This window comes from Pelolinea submarina, from assembly GCF_003966975.1.
GTDB lineage: Bacteria > Chloroflexota > Anaerolineae > Anaerolineales > Anaerolineaceae > Pelolinea > Pelolinea submarina.
Genome location: NZ_AP018437.1, coordinates 644,776 through 662,161, shown reverse-complemented (window position 1 = coordinate 662,161; position 17,386 = coordinate 644,776). Strand labels below are relative to the sequence as shown.

The 17,386-nt window shown below is 51.2% G+C and carries 16 protein-coding genes; 6 read left to right on the top strand and 10 right to left on the bottom strand.

The features are described 5' to 3' along the window. Positions 1 to 10 precede the first annotated feature (10 nt). From Pelsub_RS03105 to Pelsub_RS03090, 4 genes are all read right to left on the bottom strand, one after another. A complete protein-coding gene (locus Pelsub_RS03105) occupies positions 11 to 1,537 on the bottom strand; it encodes a sugar ABC transporter ATP-binding protein (protein ID WP_116225987.1) in 1,527 nt (508 codons plus the stop codon). A gap of 30 nt (positions 1,538 to 1,567) precedes the next feature. Further along, positions 1,568 to 2,692 (bottom strand): autoinducer 2 ABC transporter substrate-binding protein, encoded by a 1,125-nt coding sequence (locus Pelsub_RS03100; protein WP_116225988.1) that lies wholly within the window; start codon positions 2,690 to 2,692, stop codon positions 1,568 to 1,570. Positions 2,693 to 2,767: 75 nt separating this feature from the next. Then, entirely contained in the window at positions 2,768 to 3,787 is a 1,020-nt protein-coding gene (locus Pelsub_RS03095; RefSeq protein ID WP_116225989.1) for a LacI family DNA-binding transcriptional regulator, read from the bottom strand. A 97-nt stretch (positions 3,788 to 3,884) separates the two neighbouring features. Next, entirely contained in the window at positions 3,885 to 5,036 is a 1,152-nt protein-coding gene (locus tag Pelsub_RS03090; protein ID WP_116225990.1) for a M20 family metallopeptidase, read from the bottom strand. A gap of 56 nt (positions 5,037 to 5,092) precedes the next feature. On the opposite strand from Pelsub_RS03090, the gene Pelsub_RS03085 reads away from it, so the two are divergent. The 3 genes from Pelsub_RS03085 to Pelsub_RS03075 all read left to right on the top strand — a co-directional run bounded on the left by Pelsub_RS03085 (position 5,093) and on the right by Pelsub_RS03075 (position 8,783). Continuing rightward, positions 5,093 to 6,733 (top strand): cobalamin B12-binding domain-containing protein, encoded by a 1,641-nt coding sequence (locus Pelsub_RS03085; RefSeq protein WP_232528614.1) that lies wholly within the window; start codon positions 5,093 to 5,095, stop codon positions 6,731 to 6,733. A 20-nt stretch (positions 6,734 to 6,753) separates the two neighbouring features. Beyond that, a complete protein-coding gene (locus Pelsub_RS03080) occupies positions 6,754 to 7,860 on the top strand; it encodes an NAD/NADP-dependent octopine/nopaline dehydrogenase family protein (RefSeq protein ID WP_116225991.1) in 1,107 nt (368 codons plus the stop codon). A gap of 182 nt (positions 7,861 to 8,042) precedes the next feature. Next, a complete protein-coding gene (locus tag Pelsub_RS03075; protein WP_126440383.1) occupies positions 8,043 to 8,783 on the top strand; it encodes a hypothetical protein in 741 nt (246 codons plus the stop codon). Positions 8,784 to 8,868: 85 nt separating this feature from the next. Here Pelsub_RS03075 and Pelsub_RS03070 read toward each other — a convergent pair whose 3' ends face one another. From Pelsub_RS03070 to Pelsub_RS03050, 5 genes are read right to left on the bottom strand one after another with little or no spacing between them, the layout of a single operon-like run. Next, on the bottom strand, positions 8,869 to 9,405 hold the full coding sequence (locus Pelsub_RS03070) for a hypothetical protein (protein ID WP_126440381.1): 537 nt from the start codon (positions 9,403 to 9,405) through the stop codon (positions 8,869 to 8,871). A gap of 44 nt (positions 9,406 to 9,449) precedes the next feature. Continuing rightward, positions 9,450 to 11,021, bottom strand: a complete 1,572-nt coding sequence (locus Pelsub_RS03065; RefSeq protein ID WP_116225994.1) for a xylulokinase — start codon at positions 11,019 to 11,021, stop codon at positions 9,450 to 9,452. A 16-nt stretch (positions 11,022 to 11,037) separates the two neighbouring features. After that, positions 11,038 to 12,246 (bottom strand): MFS transporter, encoded by a 1,209-nt coding sequence (locus tag Pelsub_RS03060; protein ID WP_158674957.1) that lies wholly within the window; start codon positions 12,244 to 12,246, stop codon positions 11,038 to 11,040. Positions 12,247 to 12,283: 37 nt separating this feature from the next. Beyond that, positions 12,284 to 13,741, bottom strand: coding sequence for an aspartate aminotransferase family protein (locus Pelsub_RS03055; RefSeq protein WP_116225996.1), 1,458 nt, complete (start codon positions 13,739 to 13,741; stop codon positions 12,284 to 12,286). A gap of 20 nt (positions 13,742 to 13,761) precedes the next feature. Beyond that, a complete protein-coding gene (locus tag Pelsub_RS03050) occupies positions 13,762 to 14,448 on the bottom strand; it encodes a class II aldolase/adducin family protein (protein WP_158674956.1) in 687 nt (228 codons plus the stop codon). Positions 14,449 to 14,531: 83 nt separating this feature from the next. On the opposite strand from Pelsub_RS03050, the gene Pelsub_RS03045 reads away from it, so the two are divergent. After that, entirely contained in the window at positions 14,532 to 15,140 is a 609-nt protein-coding gene (locus Pelsub_RS03045) for a TetR/AcrR family transcriptional regulator (RefSeq protein WP_126440379.1), read from the top strand. 71 nt (positions 15,141 to 15,211) lie between these two features. Here Pelsub_RS03045 and Pelsub_RS15625 read toward each other — a convergent pair whose 3' ends face one another. Continuing rightward, the gene (locus tag Pelsub_RS15625; RefSeq protein ID WP_158674955.1) at positions 15,212 to 15,703 is read right to left on the bottom strand and encodes a hypothetical protein; all 492 of its coding nucleotides are present in this window, start codon (positions 15,701 to 15,703) and stop codon (positions 15,212 to 15,214) included. Positions 15,704 to 15,848: 145 nt separating this feature from the next. On the opposite strand from Pelsub_RS15625, the gene Pelsub_RS03030 reads away from it, so the two are divergent. Next, the gene (locus tag Pelsub_RS03030) at positions 15,849 to 16,268 is read left to right on the top strand and encodes a secondary thiamine-phosphate synthase enzyme YjbQ (protein WP_116226000.1); all 420 of its coding nucleotides are present in this window, start codon (positions 15,849 to 15,851) and stop codon (positions 16,266 to 16,268) included. Positions 16,269 to 16,339: 71 nt separating this feature from the next. Continuing rightward, the gene (locus Pelsub_RS03025; protein ID WP_116226001.1) at positions 16,340 to 17,131 is read left to right on the top strand and encodes a BtpA/SgcQ family protein; all 792 of its coding nucleotides are present in this window, start codon (positions 16,340 to 16,342) and stop codon (positions 17,129 to 17,131) included. The last annotated feature ends 255 nt before the right edge of the window (positions 17,132 to 17,386 follow it).

The following is a 17,386-nucleotide window of genomic DNA, read 5'->3' as shown; positions in this document are numbered from 1 at the left end:
TTTATCCTCACTAAACAACCGCAGTCTTTTTTTTGTCATGTAAACCTAAAGCTAAACGAAGAATTGTCTCCTCGTCGGCTTTACCCCTGGGCAAATAACCGGTCATACTTCCTTCATGCATCACCAAAATATTGTCAGCCAGCGCAAGGACTTCAGGCAGTTCCGAGGAAATGAGAATAATGGCAATATTTTTTTCCGCCAGCGCATAAATCAATTTGTGGATCTCGTTTTTTGTCGCCACATCAATACCATGCGTTGGTTCGTCCAAAATAAGCAAATCGGGGTTCAACATCAAACTTCTTCCCAGAACCACTTTTTGTTGATTACCACCGCTCAGACTTGATACCGGTGCAAAGATACTCCCCGCTTTGATTTTGAGGCTTTGCATTTGATCTTGTACTTTCTCTAATTCTTTGTGTCCGTTGATGACCCCAATTCGATTGGAAATCCTGCGCAAAATTCCCGCGCTGAGATTGTCCTGAATAGCACGAATAAGGAAAAGACCATAATGCCGGCGATCTTCAGGAACATAAATAATCCCTTTTTCAATAGCGTCCAAGCTATTATGGGGATGAATTGCCTGTTCCTTATATTTGATGGCGCCGCTATCCGAAGGTAGTTCTCCATAAACAGCCTGCATTACTTCGGAACGGCCGGCACCAACCAGGCCATAGAAACCAAGAATTTCTCCGGGCTTGATGGAAAATGAAATGTCTTGGTAAACGCCTGCTCTGGAGAGATGTTCCACTTCCAAAATAGGCGTTTTATTATTGTCTTTTAACTCTTTTTTGAGATCGAATGAGAAATTGCGTCCTGTCATCGACAAGACCAATTTATCCTCACTGGCTTCATCAATAGCAAAGTCTTCCACTTTTTTGCCATCGCGTAATACTGTAATTCGATCCGCAATTTGAAAGATTTCTTCCAAGCGATGGCTGATATACAGGATGCTTACGCCCTGTTCTTTTAAGGTCTTGATGGTGTTGAATAAGATTTCAGTCTCAGCCTGGCTTAGAATCGCTGTGGGTTCATCCAGGATTAATAACTTTGCCTTTTTATGAATGCTTCTGGCAATCAGAACCAACTGCTGCGTTCCCAGCATCAATTCCGACATAGTTTTGTGGATAATATCCACCGGCAAACCCATCTTTTTTACTGCTTCCGACGCGCCCGTAGTCATGGAATTCCAATCCAATGTTCCCCGGTTTTGCCTGATTTCTTCACCAAGGTAAATATTCTCTACAACGGACAATTCCCTAAAGAAGATTGGTTCCTGATATACAATAGCGATCCCAATTTGAGATGCGTCGCGCGGGCCTTCAAATTCCACCGAATTCCCCTCAAATTCCAACCGCCCTGAATCGGGTTGGAGAGCTCCGGCGATGATTTTCATCAGTGTTGATTTTCCGGCTCCGTTCTCGCCCACAATGGCATGAACTTCGCCTTTCTTTATTTCCAGACTAACATTATCCAGGGCTTGCACCCCGCCAAAAGATTTGGAAATATTTTCAATTTTCAACAAAGATGATTTTTCCATCAGGAGCTCTCCATTTACCTATAGATTTATTTAGAAGTTAAAGCTATCAACATTTTCCGCGGTGATGACCAACGGAGGGCCAAGCAGCAATGTGCCAGAGTCAGCAAAATACTTCACTTCACCGATGCCGGGAACATTGTTAACTTCCTGGAAATCCTTGCCTTCAAGCAGTTGGATACCAGCCCATACATTCAGGTAACCCAATGCGGTGGGATCCCACAGAATGGAGGATTTCATAACGCCGCTTTGAATGTAAGGACGGACAGTATTGGGTGAGCCATAACCGATTACATCAACAACACCGACTTTGCCGGCATTCTCAACAGCCTGGGCAACACCGGGAACCGTGGTGGAGGCTACTGCAACCAAACCCTTGATATCGGGGAATCTGGTCATTAATTCTTCAGCCTGGCGCAGCGCATCTTCACTGCTGCCACCGGTGGTATAGCGGGTATCGACAATCTCAACATCAGGATAGGTTGATTCAACGCGTTCCTTCATGTAGTCGATCCAGGTATTCAGGTTTGTGGCTGTTGATTCGCCGGAGACGATGCCGATCTGACCTGAACCGCCAATGTTTTCAACCAAAGTGTCAATTAAGGTATAGCCGAGATCCTGGTCCATAGCCTGTGCAACATAAACACGGCGGACGCTGTCCGGGCTGTCGCTGTCGGATGTGTAAACCACGATACCGGCTTCTTCAGCACGCTGCATGACAGGGTTCAAGGACACGGAATCCAATACGGAAATTGAAATGGCATCCACTTGCTGCTGGATAAGATTTTCCATCAAGCGCACTTGTTCTGCTGCGCTGGCTTCGGGAGAACCTACATCCATATAGGTCACACCATAATCGGCTGCGGCCTGCTCACCACCGGCTTTCATGGCATCAAAATAGGGAATGCCAATCAACTGCGGGATGAAGGCAATACGCCAATCCTGGGCGGCTTTTACAATTCCATCCGCGGACGCCGCTTCTTCTGCAGGAGCTGCTTCTTCCGTTGAGGCATCAGCCGCCGGTGCTTCTTCGGCCGCTGCTTCCTCTTCTGCTGCGGGTGCTTCTTCAGCAGCAGGTGCAGCCGCTGTCGCGCATCCAGCAAACAACATACCAACAACCATTAACAAACTTAATAAAATTAACGTTTTACCTTTCATTTTCTCTACTCCTATTTATCGTTTGGGGATTTAAATTCTTTAGGGTTGTACTCTTACCAATAAAACTCCTCCTTTCTAGTTCTTTTTACTCTGGTTCGTCAATTGTTTCGTAGAAGCACGTTCTACTAACTCGGCATGCAGCAGAATACTGCGCGCAGGCCTGTCCGGGGTTTTCATTCTCAGTACCAACGCATTCACAGCCTCATCACCCATTGCCAAACGAGGTTGTTTTATGGTGGTTAAAGGCGGATTGTTATAAGTGGAGAGATAGATATCGTCAAATCCGACTATTGAAAGATCATCAGGCACGCGCACATTTCTTTCGGCGGCGGCATGAATCACGCCATATGCCATCAAATCGTTACATGCAAATATTGCGGATGGGGGATCATCATAGTCCAGGAGCTTACATGCCGCCAAATAGCCTCCATGCGGTTTAAAGTCTCCACGGACTATATAATTTTCACGGATTTCAATGTTGCTCAGTTTTAATGCTTTTTTATATCCGTCTACGCGGTCAAAGCTGGGGGTAACATCACGCGGGCCCGTTATACAAGCTATCTTTGTATGCCCCTTCTTAATTAAATGCGAGGTGGCCATCTCTCCATAGATCGCGTTATCAATCTGAACAGAATCAGTATTGACGCTTGGGCTGTCGCGGTCAACCATGACTGTAGGGATATTTCGTTCTTGAAGTTTGAGGAAATTTGCGCTGCTATCTCCAGCAGCAACCAGGATTACGCCATCCACTTGTTTTTCGATTAGGACGTCGATATATGAGGATTCTTTGTGAACATCGCCATCCGAGTTGCACAGGATAACGCTATACCCCTGGTTTCGAGATGCGTACTCAATGCTCCACGCAATCTCTGCAAAATAGGGGTTGGTATTATCCGGCAAAACCAGCCCGACAATTTTCGATTCTTTTCTTCGGAGACTTCTGGCAACCGCGTTGGGTTTATAGGAAAGATCCTGCATCGCAGCCAGTACTTTTCCCTTGGTATCTTCGCTCACAAAGCGCGTGCCATTGACAACATGGCTAACGGTTGCAACTGATACACCTGCGGCTTTCGCAACATCTTTGATGGTTACCATCTCTGCTCCAGTTAAACGTTTACGTAAACGTTTATATCTGTGTTTTCTTTAATATACAAAGAAATTTCTATCTTGTCAATATTATTGGGGAAATTGTCTATTCAAAAGCGATTTTTTTAAGAATTTCGCTGTAGATTTCACAGGATTGGTATAACTTGCTCAAATCCAGTTTTTCATTGGTCGCGTGCGCCTGATCCGCGTCCCCCGGCCCGAACAGCAAGAATGGCACATTCAATGCGGGAACCAGCACAGCCGCGTCGGTATAGTAATTCAGGCCGATTTTGTTTACATCCTTCTTGGACGATTGGATCAAATCGACAATCCTGGCAACCTGCGCCTGGCCGCAATTTGTTTCAAGTCCGGGTTTGCTGATAACCGTTTCACAGCTAAAGGCATACTCTGGATGTTGATCCGTAACTTGTTTAACAGCACCAGCGATAGCAGTCAGGATATCTCGATGGTTTTGCGTGGGCAGCGTACGAATATCCATGCTAATCTCACAGCTATCAGGGATGATATTCGTCTTGATTCCTCCGCTGATGGTGTTCAGGCTGTGCGTAAAAGTTCCCAGGTGATTATTCTTTTCCAGCTCAAAATCAGATAAATCCAGGGCATTCATCAACGCGATTATTTCATTGATAGCGTTGATACCCTGATCCGGCATGGAACCGTGCGCGGACTTGCCGCGCGCGGAAATCCTGACCCATAACGCGCCTTTTTCCGCCACGCCGATTTGATTGGAGGTTGGTTCAGGAATGAGCAGCATTTTCGTGTCTTTAATACGCGGGATATCCAATAACGAGATTGCGCCAAGACATCCGCTCTCTTCATCCGCGGTGAATGCCAGTATGATCGTGTTGTTTACTTTCCTGCCTTTTACTACCTCGGCAGCGGTCAACAGCGCAGTCAAGCCGCCTTTCATGTCCGAAGCTCCACGGCCAATGATCCGCTCACCATCACAAAATGCTTCGAAAGGATCGCGTTCCCATTTCGAGAGATCTCCGCACGGCACGGTGTCCAGATGCCCAACGAACAGGAAAGTGTCGGACTGAGGCCGGCCTTCCAGCATGGCCAATAAGGTCGCTCTGTTTTCATCATGCTTGATCAGAGAGGTCTCAAAACCAGCCTGCCGCAGCCGTGCTTCGACAAATAAAGCAGCCGCCAGTTCATTTCCGGGTGGATTGGAGGTGTTGAATCGAATAAGATCTTGACACAGTGTTATTACAGAATTGTTTTCTTTTTCAACCATGGTTTCTCTATTAAAAGGCTAGTAATTAATATTTTTTATTATATGATTAATACACCATGATGGTAAAAAACGGGAAGACAGTCGTCGGTTGCGCTTTAGGAGAATGCGTCCACGTGGCCGGAGTCATGAATTTCCTGCGGATGGCTGAACAGGCGGGTTGGCATACCGTTTTTCTTGGACCGGCAACGCCCATCCAAACCGCGATCAAAGCTGCCGAGGAACATCACGCCGATCTGCTGGCCGTTTCCTATCGCCTGACGCCAGAAACCGGTGAACGCCTGCTGGCGCAATTTGCCGAAAGCGCCGACCATTTACGTGAACGCGGCGTGCAATTCGCTTTTGGCGGCACTCCCCCAGTGGCCGAACGCGCCGAAGCCTTGGGATTCTTTGATGCCATTTTCGACGGTAGCCAAAATTACGAAGAAATCATGGCTTTCCTGAAAGGCGAAAAGGTTCAAGCTAAATCCGCGTTGGATTATCCGACTACCACAGTGGAACGCATTCTCTGGAAAGCGCCTTACCCGCTGCTGCGCCACCATTTCGGCCTGCCCAGTATGGAAGCGACTATCGCCGGCATCCAAAAGATCGCGGAAGTCCGCGCGCTGGACGTCATTTCCCTGGGAATCGACCAGGACGCGCAGGAGAACTTCTTTCACCCGGAAAGGCAGGATGCCCGCCGCACCGGCGCGGGCGGTGTTCCGGTGCGCACCGCACAGGATTATCGCGATTTATACGCGGCCAGCCGCCGCGGAAATTTTCCATTATTACGCACCTACTCAGGCACAGATGATTTCATTCAATTGGCCGAAATGTATGTGGAAAGCATGCACAATGCCTGGGCAGCCATACCTTTATTCTGGTTCAATCGTATGGATGGCCGCGGGCCGTGGGATGTGGAAGGCAGCATCCGCGAGCACCAAAAGGTCATGGAATGGTATGGCGCGCATGATATTCCGGTGGAACTCAATGAACCGCACCATTGGGGCATGCGCGACGCGCCGGATGTGATTTTTGTGGTGTCGGCTTATCTGGCCGCCTATAACGCGCGCGCTTTCGGTGTGCGCAATTACATTGCTCAAATGATGTTCAACAGCCCGCCGGGAACCTCCGACGCGATGGATTTAGCGAAAATGGCTGCCCTGTTGGAAATGGGCGCGGAATTGGAAAATGAGAATTTCACTATTTGGCGGCAAACACGCACTGGCCTGCTCAGTTATCCATTGGAACCGGCCGCGGCACGGGCACACCTTTCCGCCAGCATCTACCTGCAAATGAGCCTGCACCCTCATATCGTGCACATCGTCGGCCATACCGAAGCGCACCACGCCGCCACTGCCGACGACATCATCGAAGCCTGCCTGATGGCCCGCCGCTCCATTGAAAACGCGCTGGCCGGACAACCGGATATGCTGCAGGATCCTGCCATCCAACACCGCAAGAATCACCTGATGGCGGAAGCCCGGCTGACCCTGCAGGCCATTCACAACCTGGGCAGCAATAGCCAGGGAGATCCATTTACCGATCCGCAAAATCTCACCGAAGCAGTGCGGCTAGGTATTTTAGATGCACCTCACCTAAAAAATAACCCATTTGCTCCGGGGAACATTATCACCCGTATTATCAACGGCTCCTGTGAGGCCATTGATGGGACTGGCAAAATCATCGCAGAAAAAGACCGTTTAGCCAAGTTTTTGTAATTTGATCAGGAGGATTCAATATGACGTACCCAACACGTTACACAGTGGTCGGAGCAGGTCACGGCGGGAAATCAATGGCAGCCCATTTGGCACTGATGGGCAAAGAAGTCACGCTTTATAACCGCACGGAAGCTCACATAGAAGTGGTTAGCAAACGCCGCGGTATCGAATTGGAAAGCTACCCCGGCGGCCCGCACGGTTTTGGCGAATTAAAAAAAGCCACCGCCGACATGAAAACAGCTCTGCACAACGCTCAGGTGATCATGCTGGTCGTGCCCTCCTCCGCGCACGCTGATCTGGCCAAGGCCATGGCGCCGCATTTGAAAGACGGTCAGATTGTGCTGTTAAACCCGGGGCGCACCTGCGGCGCGATCGAATTCGATATGATCCTGCGCCGGGAAGGCTGCGAAGCCAAGATCGTCCTGGCTGAGGCAGAGACCTTCATTTATGCCAGCCGTTCGGACGGCCCGGCCCAGGCGCGCATCTTCCGCATCAAGGAGGCTGTTCCTCTGGCAGCCCTGCCGGCTTTCAACACACAGATTGTATTGGATGCTATCAACGACGTTTATCCGCAATTTATCGATGGCGTAAATGTTTTAAATACCGGGCTGAATAATATGGGCGCAATCTTTCACCCTGCCCTGACCATTCTAAACGCCGGACGCATCGAATCCACCCACGGTGATTTTGAATTCTATATCGATGGCGTAACCCCTTCAGTAGCCACCGTGCTTGAATCGCTTGACCGGGAACGGGTAACGGTTGCGTCCGCTTTGGGCATTCGGGCCCGCACCGCCATGGAATGGCTTGAATTGGCTTACAATGTTTCCGGCGCCACCCTTTACGAAGCCATCCACAACCAAACCGGTTATTACGGCATCAAAGCCCCTTCCACCCTGGCTCACCGTTATATTTTCGAAGATATTCCCATGAGCTTGTTGCCGATTGCTTCGCTGGGCATGGCATACGGGATTTCCGTACGCGCCATGGACAGCATCATCCGCCTGGCCTGCATCATCCACAAGACGGACTACAACCGCCGCGGCCGGACAGTTGAAAAACTGGGTATCCGCAATTTAAGCGTAGGCGAGTTAACCCGCTATGTTAATGAAGGTGTTCTGGAATGAACTGCTTTCCCCGGATATTTTTACACCTATTGCCTTACCAAATTTAAATCGTTATAATGTATTCGCACAAGGGGTAATTTCACGCCGAAAATTACCCTATTTTTATAAACGGGTACGTTTCTTGCAACATAACAGGTAGAAAATTGTCAAAAAAATGGTCATTTAATACTAAAGGAGGACCTATGAAAAAGAGATTTTCTCTCATAATAGCCATGGCTATGCTGCTATTGGTTGCCGTGCCTGTAGCTGCACAACCCAATTCAAAAGGCATGACCACAACCATTGTGGGCGTGAACAGGAATGAATCCGTATATGTTCGGATGGAGAACTTCCCATCCAATGAAACATTCTATATCCTGATGAATAGAAATGGCACACTGGGACTTGGCGGGTATCTGGTTTCCAAAATAACCACCAATTCCGGTGGCACGTTCAATGCTGAGTTCCCAATTCCGGAGGAACTGGCCAACGAGGATATCATCAACATCCGGTTCGAGAACGTCGAAGGATCATACGATCCGCCCTATAATTTCTTCTATAACGACGACAGCAATTTCAATCCGTATGCCAATAAATATTGGGAAGACAATGATGATACAACCTACAACCACCTTGAGAATGGTTTCCCAACCTTCAAGGTTACGGCAGTCAACGCCGGCGCAACCATCACAGTCGTTACGTCCAACTTCCCCTCGAATGTAAGATGGGCAGTGTACATGAAAGATGGTGCCATGGCGTCTGAAAACTGGTACGAGGTTACAGGCTTCACCAGCGACGGCGGTGTGCAGACATTGACGCTGAGTATCCCGTCCGACCTGCAATACAAAGATAAGATCGCTGTCAAGTTCTATTGCATGGATTACATACTGGGTACTTATGACTTCATCACATACAACCTGGTTGACAATAGGGACTATCCTTAGACTATCGCAGTAAGTAAACAAGACCCCTCGGAAATATTTCCGAGGGGTTTTTCTTATATACCTTGAGTTGATGCTAAAGTAATGGCTAATTTCCGGAACGAGAAACCAGTTTGATTTCCGGAACACGCATTGCCTGCTCTACAGTTGCCTGCCAGTCAGGATTCTTTTCCAGTTCCGGGAGCATACCGCTGTCGACTAATAGCAGATCAGCATCGCGGCATCCTTCTTCCAATGCAGCGGGGTGGCCTTCAAAAACCCACACGGTATGGCCCAGCGACGCGAATCCGAGGAGATAATCAACGAAGGGAATTGCCCGGCGCATATCTTTTTTCAATGCTTCCAGTTCGGTATAGGCAATAACACTAATTTGCAAGGTTGGTTTGCGTGGCACGAATTTTTCCAGCAAAGCAATTTGAGCCGGTTGAAGGTCAGCAGCCAAAGGGCATTCTTTCTTAATCAGGAGCCGCCCGGGCGTAACAATAATAATTTGCCTGTGATAGACGCCGTCGGCATCCTGCGTCAGGTCCGCCGCAGCGGAACGAGCCCGATTAAAAACATCGGCAATATCCGCGGGCAGGAACACTTCAGGCATGCGTGGGTAGAAAATGTCATTACCATCCATAATGGCATAATTATAAATAATATTGATTTATCTGAGCAGTCTTTTCAGGCGTTAAGATTCCGGTAGATCTTATTCATGTTCTTGTAGATATTGATAAAAACGTCAAAGTGATTATCGTACACATCCCTATTGTACTCGTTGGGGGTATAAATCCGCCGGAATTTGATCATATTTTCCACTTCGGGAAAAGCGAGCTCTCCCATACCCACCGCACCAATCCAGGCCGCGCCGCGTGCGTTGGCGTAAACAGGATCCTGTACCTGGCGCACCTCGAAATCGAGGACATCCGCGAAGATCTGGCACCACACGTCCGACTGCGCGCCACCCCCCACGATGTTCAGCCGCTGCACTTTGCGCTTCATGAACTTTTCAACCGGGGCCAGCAGCCAGCGGGTATTGAACGCAATACCCTCCAGAAAAGCGCGGATAATGTCCTCACGATTGTTATTAAGCGACAGGTTATAAAGGCCCGCGCGCAGGGTGCGGTCTTCCACCGGAGCGCGTTCGCCCCAAATCCAGGGAGTATAAATCACCCCGTTGCTGCCGGCCGGCGGCCTTTCGGCGATCTGATCCAATACTTTGAAGATATCCGGTACGTCTGCTTCCTGCAGCAATTCATCTTTGTGATAGAGGACGTTGTCGCGCAGGAAAGTCAGGTTGCCGCCGGCGGTGGCCTGCAGGGCCGTCAATAAGTAACGGTCCGGAATGGCGCAGGGCAGCGAAGCCAGTGAAGTGAACACGTCGGTTTTCTTGTAGGGAACGTGAGCCGCCATCCAGGAAGACGTGCCAATATACAGATGAAGTTCGTAATCCCGTACAGCACCCGCGCCAATGGCCGCGGCCGTGTTATCGATCGAACCGGCCACCACGCGCACCTCGCGCGGCAAGCCCAACTCGTCCGCCACCTGCGGCTTCAGTTTGCCCACCACGTCCGCGCAGGCCAAAATTTCCGGTAATTTCTCGCGGTCGATGCCCAGCGTATCGATCAGGCGGTCGTCGTAATGAATATTTTTCGGGTCGCGGTTGTCGGTTACCCAGGAAGTCAGGATGGAATCCACCGTAGCCACGAAATGGCCGGTCAGGCACAGGTTGATGTAATCCAACACGTTGAGGAATTTATAAGTTTGTTCGTAGATGCGCGGCTGCTGATCGCGAATGTAAAGCATGTGCCCGGCCGGATCTTTGCCGGTTTGCGAGGGCAGCCCGCCCGTCAGGCGAACAAAGCGCAGCAGGTCGCGCATGCCGATGTCATTCAGATGCACCGTCCCGCGCAGCTGGCGGTGCAGGGCGTCCGCCCCGCGCATGTCCATCCACAGGATGCAGTTGCCCAGTGGTTGGCCATCGCGGTCGACCGCGATGGTGCTTTCGCCCTGTGTAGAGCTGCACAGGGCAATGACTTCCTGTGCAGCTTTGGGATTCTTTTTAATTAATTTCTTTGCAACCCGCAGGAATACGTCCCACCATTCCTGCGGCGATTGTTCCACACCGCCATCCGGCGTGACGAAAAGCGATATCGGCTCACTTTCCCAACCCAATACGTTTCCCCGGATATCCACCAGCGCGACTTTCATGCTGGAAGTTCCCAGGTCTATGGCCAATATTGTCTTTTCGGGCATACGCAGTCCTCACTTTTTAATCAGATTTCACCGGGTCCTTCATTTGAGTTATCAATAAAGCACACACAACCAACAGCGCCGCGGCCAGCAGGAGCGACCAGGTAAAAGACCCGTCCGCAGTTTTCAATGCTTCCATGATGTAAACGAACACTACGGAAGCCTGACCGAAGAGCTGGATCAATCCATTGGAAGTCCCTTCCGGTGTGGGATGGGTCACCTCAGAGGCATACTGCATACCGATGGGGTTCACGCTGACCAGGAAAAAGCCCATTTCAAAGGCCGAGGCAAACAACAGCCAGGCACTTTTAGCATAGATCAACCCGATCAACCCCGGTATCGCCAACAAAATACTGGTCAGCATGAAGATCTGGCGTTTCTGGGTTTTATCCGAAAACATCGGGATGATAACCGCGCCCAGCACGCCGCCCACCAGCATCAAAGCCCCCAAGGTGCCGGCATCGGTGGGCGTGAAACCGCGCGGATTGATGATGTTTTCCACCCAGGTGGTTACGCCATTGAAGATTCCCAACCCCACAAAGGAGACAAATACGTAGTAAAGGAAGGGTTTAACGGTCAGCGCGTGCTTCAATCCATCCAGCATCAAAGCGCGTACTTCTTCGCCATCCTCGCAGGGCGGCGTCGGAGGTGTTTCACGCGCGGTCAGGACAAACAAAATGGCGGCAACCGCAGAGATGCCGCCATAAAGCAATTGGACTTGCGGGATGGGCATGCCGCCCTCGACCAGGATGGGGGTCAGTACCATGCTCAGTCCTGTGCCGACCAGGTTGGCCAGGGTGACCAGGCCGACAGCGGTGGCACGTTCATCCTTGGGGAACCACTTAGCCGGAACGGTTGTCCAGGTGTTCAGCAGAAACGGCTGGGCGGCAGCGATGCCGATTGTGCTGGCCAGCACCAGGCTGTAATTGGCGCCCGCCAGTCCGCGCAAAACGCCAAACGCGCCCATCATCACGGAACCGATACCTACTGCCAGGCGGAACCCGTAACGGTCAATCATCCAGGAAACCGGAATGGATAAGGGGATAAATGCAATCATGAAAGACATGGATAAAAGGCCGATTTTCAAATCACTCACGCCATAGAAATCAGCCGCCAGGCTGGTGATGGGTGCATAAGTGATCCACAACATCTGCATGGTCAGGTTGACCAGCATATAGGTGGCCAAAACAACCCAGCGGTATCCATACACTTTGTAGTTGTTTTTCATTTGGAACTCCTCCTCAAGTTGAAAAGTATCCCTATTTTTATCCAACTCCCTCAAAAGACGCAAGTACCACTTCAAAGCGCTCCAAAGCATCGTCGATTACCGCATCCGTATCGGCCATCGAGGTGTACATACGCGAACCCGCCAGGGTGATCAGGCCTTCGGCCATGTAAGCCGCGCCCATCTGCTCCATCATGTGTTTACGTGGTTTCAATTCTTTCAGCAGCTTGAACGGATTGTGCAGATCCAGCAGCATGACTGCCGAAGTCTCCAGATGCACAATCGAGCCCTGGTTGAAGGCTACGAAAGGCAGGTGGTATTTTTCAATGATGGCCTGCAAACCGGCTGTCAGCCGGTCGCCGGCCCGGCCCGCGATGACGGGCGCGTTGGTGCGCTCCATTTCCTGCAGGGCAAAGTAGCCGGCCGCGCAGGAAAGCGGGTTGGCCGAGAGCGTACCACCAATGTAGGCGCGCTCGCCCGTACCGCCGATACCGGCCGCAAACGTGCTGACCACATCCGCACGCCCGCCCACCCCGCCGGCCATGGGATAGCCGCCGGTGATGCACTTGCCGAAAACCGTCAGGTCGGGTTCGACGCCGAAGTAACCCTGGGCGCCGCCCATGCCGACGCGGAAACCCGTAACCACTTCATCGAAGATCAACAGCGCGCCGAACTCGTCGCACAGCTTGCGCACCTGCCGGTTGAAATCAAAAGGCACCGGGCGCGTGCCGGATTCCGGCCCCAGCGGTTCCAGGATGACGGCCGCCGTCCCGCCGCGCAGGCGGTTGAAGATCAGGTGCCGGCGCAAAGCCGCGATGGAATTGGGGAAAAACTCCTGCGTGGATGCGGAAGCGCCGCGCGGAATGCCCTTGGCCTCGAAGCGGCCGGTGCCGGGTACATGCAGCCCGTACAGCATGGGGTCGCTCCAGCCGTGATAAGCCCCGCCGACCTTGATGACGAATTTCTTGCCGGTGAACACGCGCGCCGCGCGGATGGCGGCCATTACACTTTCAGTGCCTGAACCCAGCATACGGAACATCTCGATGGAGGGCATCAGTCGGTTGACCAGCTTGGCCAGTTCGAGCTCATACTCGTGAAACAGTCCGGTGACCGGGCCGCAGGTTTTGAGTAATTCAAAAATCTTTTCCCGCACCGGCGCGTAATTGCTGCCCAACACGGTTGGGCCGCCCGCCTGCAGGAAGTCAATGTAACGGTTGCCGTCCACATCCCATAAATAGGCGCCCTCGGCTTTTTCGATGGCGATCGGGAAAGGATAGTTAAAAGCCAGGTTATGCTGTACGCCCCCCGGAATATATTGCTTGGCTTCCGTGGTCAGTTCCTTGGAGCGGCGGCAGGAAGTCTCAAAATAATCCAGATAAGCTTGCAGTTTTTCCGGACGGATTTCCAGCAAAGGCTGGCGGATCAGGTTGTTCAGCTGCCGGTAAACTGCTTCCACATCCGGGTATTGGCTGATAGCGTATTTTTGTTCGTCACTCATATGGATAACTCCTCATCAGGTTATTCACCTGCTGAGTTGATTTCTCCTTGTTGGGATTTCTTTTGGTCTTTGCGCAGCTTGGAAAAGGCGATCTCGCGTACGGCCAGGGGGATCTTGTTTACTTTCTGCTCGGAACACAGCGCGATCAGATACGCCAGCGAGCATTTTTCCAGGATCTCAACGTTGTGGATGGCGCGCTCCATGTCGTGCCCGAATACCAGGGCGCCGTGGTTCTGCATCAGGTAGGCGTTGTTATGGCCGCGCACATGCTTCGCCACGGTACCGCTCAACATACCGGTGCCGGAAGGCGCGTAGGGAATAATCTCCACGCTGCGGCCCAGGAAACGCACCTGTTCATCGAACAGGGCCGGGATGGGCGCTTTAATCAGCGTCAGGGCGCTGGCGTAGACCTGGTGGGTGTGCACAATGGCGTGCACGTCCGGCCGGGCCTTGTAGATCTCGCAGTGCATACCGGCTTCGACCGAGGGCTTCAATTCACCTTCCAATTGATTCAGCGACATATCCAACAGGCAAACGTCCTGCGGCTTCATTTTCATGTAGTCAAAATTGGATGGGGTGATAACGAAGACTTCGCTATTGGCAGGGTGGATGGAAATGTTGCCCCCGGTGGCCATCAGGTATCCTTTTTGGGTCAGTTCCTGAGCCGATGCGACCAGTTGTTCTTTGAGTTCCAGATACTCCTGCATAAAATGCCTCATTATATCTTTACACTGTCTAGATTATACATAGCCATCTTGACGCTGTCAAGTTTTCTCGATAATATTAAAGAATGACAAATGACACCTATCACCATGGTGACTTAAAGAACGCGTTGATCCGGGCCGGGGTTGAGATCCTGGCGCGGGACGGCATTGGCGCGCTCAGCCTGCGCAGCGTAGCGCGCGAGGCCGGCGTCAGTCACTCCGCTCCCTACGCGCACTTCTCGGATAAACAAGCGCTGATCGCGGCCATTTCTACGGAGGGTTTTCATCGCCTGTACGCCAAACTGGAAGCCGCTTCCGCTCACTTCAAATCTCAGCCAATCAAGCAGATCACGGCCTGCGCGCGCGCCTACGCCGACTTTGCCGTGCAGGAACGCGACATCTTCAACATCATGTTTTCCGGGGTGCTGGAACAGGAGAAAGCTTATCCAGAGTTTGTCGAAATCTCCAAAGCTACCGCGGCATTACTAGCTAAGATTGTCAGTTCCTGCCAGGATGCAGGCATCTTTCCAACTGGAAAGACCGACCTGCTCTCCGTCGCCATCTGGGGTCAGATGCATGGCATCGTCAGCCTGGCGTTGGAAAAACAGATCTCGCATACAGTTTTAGATCAATATAAGCTGAACGAAATTTTGCTGTTTGCTCTGAATCAATTTGCGTTGGTCGAACTGACCTGACATTTAAATAAGAACAGGAAGGACAATACGATCATCCTTCCTGTATGCTAATTATTAAACCGGTTTATCGGCTAAAGACCCAATACGTCCTTCAGGGCTTTCTTCTGGGCAGCATCCAGTCCTTCGATTTCGTCAATGGCGGGACCCTTGTATTTCTTGCCGCGGTCATCGGTGAAGTTGCCCCAGCCGGCTGCGCGCAGCAAGACCCAGGGGGCGATGCCGAGCGTTTCGGCAGCTTTATACGCCGCGTTGATCAGATCCTGATGGGTTTTGGATTCCAGGACTTCCAATTGTTTCTTGGCTGCCTGTTCAGCCTTATAGGCATTCAAGCTGTCCTGCGCCTCTTTGGTAGGTTTGGCCGCAGCGGGCTTGGCCGCGGCGGGTTTGGCTGCGGATGGCTTGACCGTGCCGCTCGTTGCGGGTTTAGTGGTCTTGCTGGCAGTTGCTTTGGTGGATGAAATCGTTGTCTTCTTTGCTGTGCTCTCATCAACTTTTTCTTTACCGCCTAATAAATCTTTAAGTCCGTCCAGTACGGTTTTATTACTTTTACTCGTTCCAGTCATCAATTCCTCCAAGGGTAATATATTAAACTATAGCATATTTATAGAATAGTTTTTACATAAAAAAATAAATCTAATAAAATTCAAATGCGTTTATTTTTAGGGTTCAGCATATGAGCCATCATCAATCTTTTATTGCAGGAGATCAATGAAAAGTTATCGTAAAGAATTATGGTTCCAAATCCCCGGTTTGCGCGGGATCGTCAACATCACTCCAGAAGTAAACGATTGCCTGCGCGAGAGCGGCATCCGCGAAGGGTTGTGCCTGGTCAACGCCATGAACATCACTGCCAGCGTGTTCATCAATGACGACGAGCCCGGCCTGCACCAGGATTATGACGACTGGCTGGAACAGCTGGCCCCGCACGAACCGCTATCGCATTACCGCCACAATCGCACCGGTGAGGATAATGGCGACGCGCACTTGAAGCGCACCATCATGGGCCGCGAGGTGGTGGTGGCTGTCACCAACGGCAAGTTGGATTTCGGCACCTGGGAGCAGATCTTCTACTACGAGTTCGACGGCCTGCGCCGCAAGCACGTGCTGGTCAAGATCATCGGAGAATGAGGAATATTCACACATAAACACGGATAGCCGTTAAAATCACCCGAATACTTATTGATATAACGAGGTCTACGATGAATAATCGCTTTAAAACAGTTTTCGATAAAAATCCCCTAATCGGCATGGTGCATCTGCTGCCCTTGCCCGGGTCGCCCAGCTACGCCGGCAGCATCACCGCTATCATGCAAGCGGCAGTCGAGGATATGCTGGCCCTGCAAAAAGGCGGCGCTGACGCTTTCATCATCGAAAACTTCGGCGATGTGCCCTACGAAGGCGAGATCACCCGTGAAGCCTTGGCGGTGATGGCGGCTGTCTGTGCACAGCTCTCCAAAGAAAGCAGCCTGCCTTTCGGTATCAACGTGCAATTCAACGACATCGACAGCGAGTGGGCGCTGGCGCTGGCCAGCGCCGCGGATTTCATCCGCGTGGAAGCTTTCGTGGAAAACCGCATCGGCATCCATGGGATCTCGTACGCCTGCGCGCCGCGCCTGATGCGCCTGAAGGCGGCTTACCCGGCCAAAGCTATGATTTTTGCCGATATCAACGTCAAGCACACCTTTCCGCTGGCTCCGCAGCCGATCGAATTCTCCGTGCATGAAGCCATCGAATCCGGCGCGGACGCATTGATCGTGACGGGACTGCTCACCGGCCAAAACCCGACGATTGAAGACGTGCAGCAGGTCAAGGAGATGGCCGGGGGCACACCCGTGATCATCGGCAGCGGCATCAACGCAAAGAACGCCGCGCAGTACCTGGCAGTATCCGACGGGGTTATCGTGGGCAGCTCGCTCAAATTCGACGGGGACGTCAACAAACGCGTCGACGCGGAACGGGTCGCGGGGCTGGTGGAAAGCCTGCATCAATAAATCAAACGGAATATAAAAACAGGGCGCACTTTCGTGCGCCCTGTTTTTTCTTTTTCCCAGTTGGGTTGGTTCAAGTTCTCACTATTGTTAAAATTATTTCCGGGTTATATCTGCCACACAAGCAAGGATTAAAGTATCCGCTGATAGTGAGCTTTTCCTTTTATAAATCTCTCTAAACCGTTTTACAATTCATGAACATCGATCAGTAAATTTTCTTTCTGTCTTTTACGATATTCCCACTAATTCCTATTTCTC

What these genes read in the sequence shown, in the direction of transcription:
- Pelsub_RS03080 (WP_116225991.1), top strand. Translation starts at nt 6,754, where the DNA reads ATGACGTACCCAACACGTTACACAGTGGTCGGAGCAGGTCACGGCGGG.
- Pelsub_RS03060 (WP_158674957.1), bottom strand. Translation starts at nt 12,246, where the DNA reads ATGAAAAACAACTACAAAGTGTATGGATACCGCTGGGTTGTTTTGGCC.
- Pelsub_RS03100 (WP_116225988.1), bottom strand. Translation starts at nt 2,692, where the DNA reads ATGAAAGGTAAAACGTTAATTTTATTAAGTTTGTTAATGGTTGTTGGT.
- Pelsub_RS03050 (WP_158674956.1), bottom strand. Translation starts at nt 14,448, where the DNA reads ATGCAGGAGTATCTGGAACTCAAAGAACAACTGGTCGCATCGGCTCAG.
- Pelsub_RS03025 (WP_116226001.1), top strand. Translation starts at nt 16,340, where the DNA reads ATGAATAATCGCTTTAAAACAGTTTTCGATAAAAATCCCCTAATCGGC.
- Pelsub_RS03095 (WP_116225989.1), bottom strand. Translation starts at nt 3,787, where the DNA reads ATGGTAACCATCAAAGATGTTGCGAAAGCCGCAGGTGTATCAGTTGCA.
- Pelsub_RS03030 (WP_116226000.1), top strand. Translation starts at nt 15,849, where the DNA reads ATGAAAAGTTATCGTAAAGAATTATGGTTCCAAATCCCCGGTTTGCGC.
- Pelsub_RS15625 (WP_158674955.1), bottom strand. Translation starts at nt 15,703, where the DNA reads ATGACTGGAACGAGTAAAAGTAATAAAACCGTACTGGACGGACTTAAA.
- Pelsub_RS03070 (WP_126440381.1), bottom strand. Translation starts at nt 9,405, where the DNA reads ATGGATGGTAATGACATTTTCTACCCACGCATGCCTGAAGTGTTCCTG.
- Pelsub_RS03055 (WP_116225996.1), bottom strand. Translation starts at nt 13,741, where the DNA reads ATGAGTGACGAACAAAAATACGCTATCAGCCAATACCCGGATGTGGAA.
- Pelsub_RS03085 (WP_232528614.1), top strand. Translation starts at nt 5,093, where the DNA reads ATGATGGTAAAAAACGGGAAGACAGTCGTCGGTTGCGCTTTAGGAGAA.
- Pelsub_RS03090 (WP_116225990.1), bottom strand. Translation starts at nt 5,036, where the DNA reads ATGGTTGAAAAAGAAAACAATTCTGTAATAACACTGTGTCAAGATCTT.
- Pelsub_RS03105 (WP_116225987.1), bottom strand. Translation starts at nt 1,537, where the DNA reads ATGGAAAAATCATCTTTGTTGAAAATTGAAAATATTTCCAAATCTTTT.
- Pelsub_RS03075 (WP_126440383.1), top strand. Translation starts at nt 8,043, where the DNA reads ATGAAAAAGAGATTTTCTCTCATAATAGCCATGGCTATGCTGCTATTG.
- Pelsub_RS03065 (WP_116225994.1), bottom strand. Translation starts at nt 11,021, where the DNA reads ATGCCCGAAAAGACAATATTGGCCATAGACCTGGGAACTTCCAGCATG.
- Pelsub_RS03045 (WP_126440379.1), top strand. Translation starts at nt 14,532, where the DNA reads ATGACAAATGACACCTATCACCATGGTGACTTAAAGAACGCGTTGATC.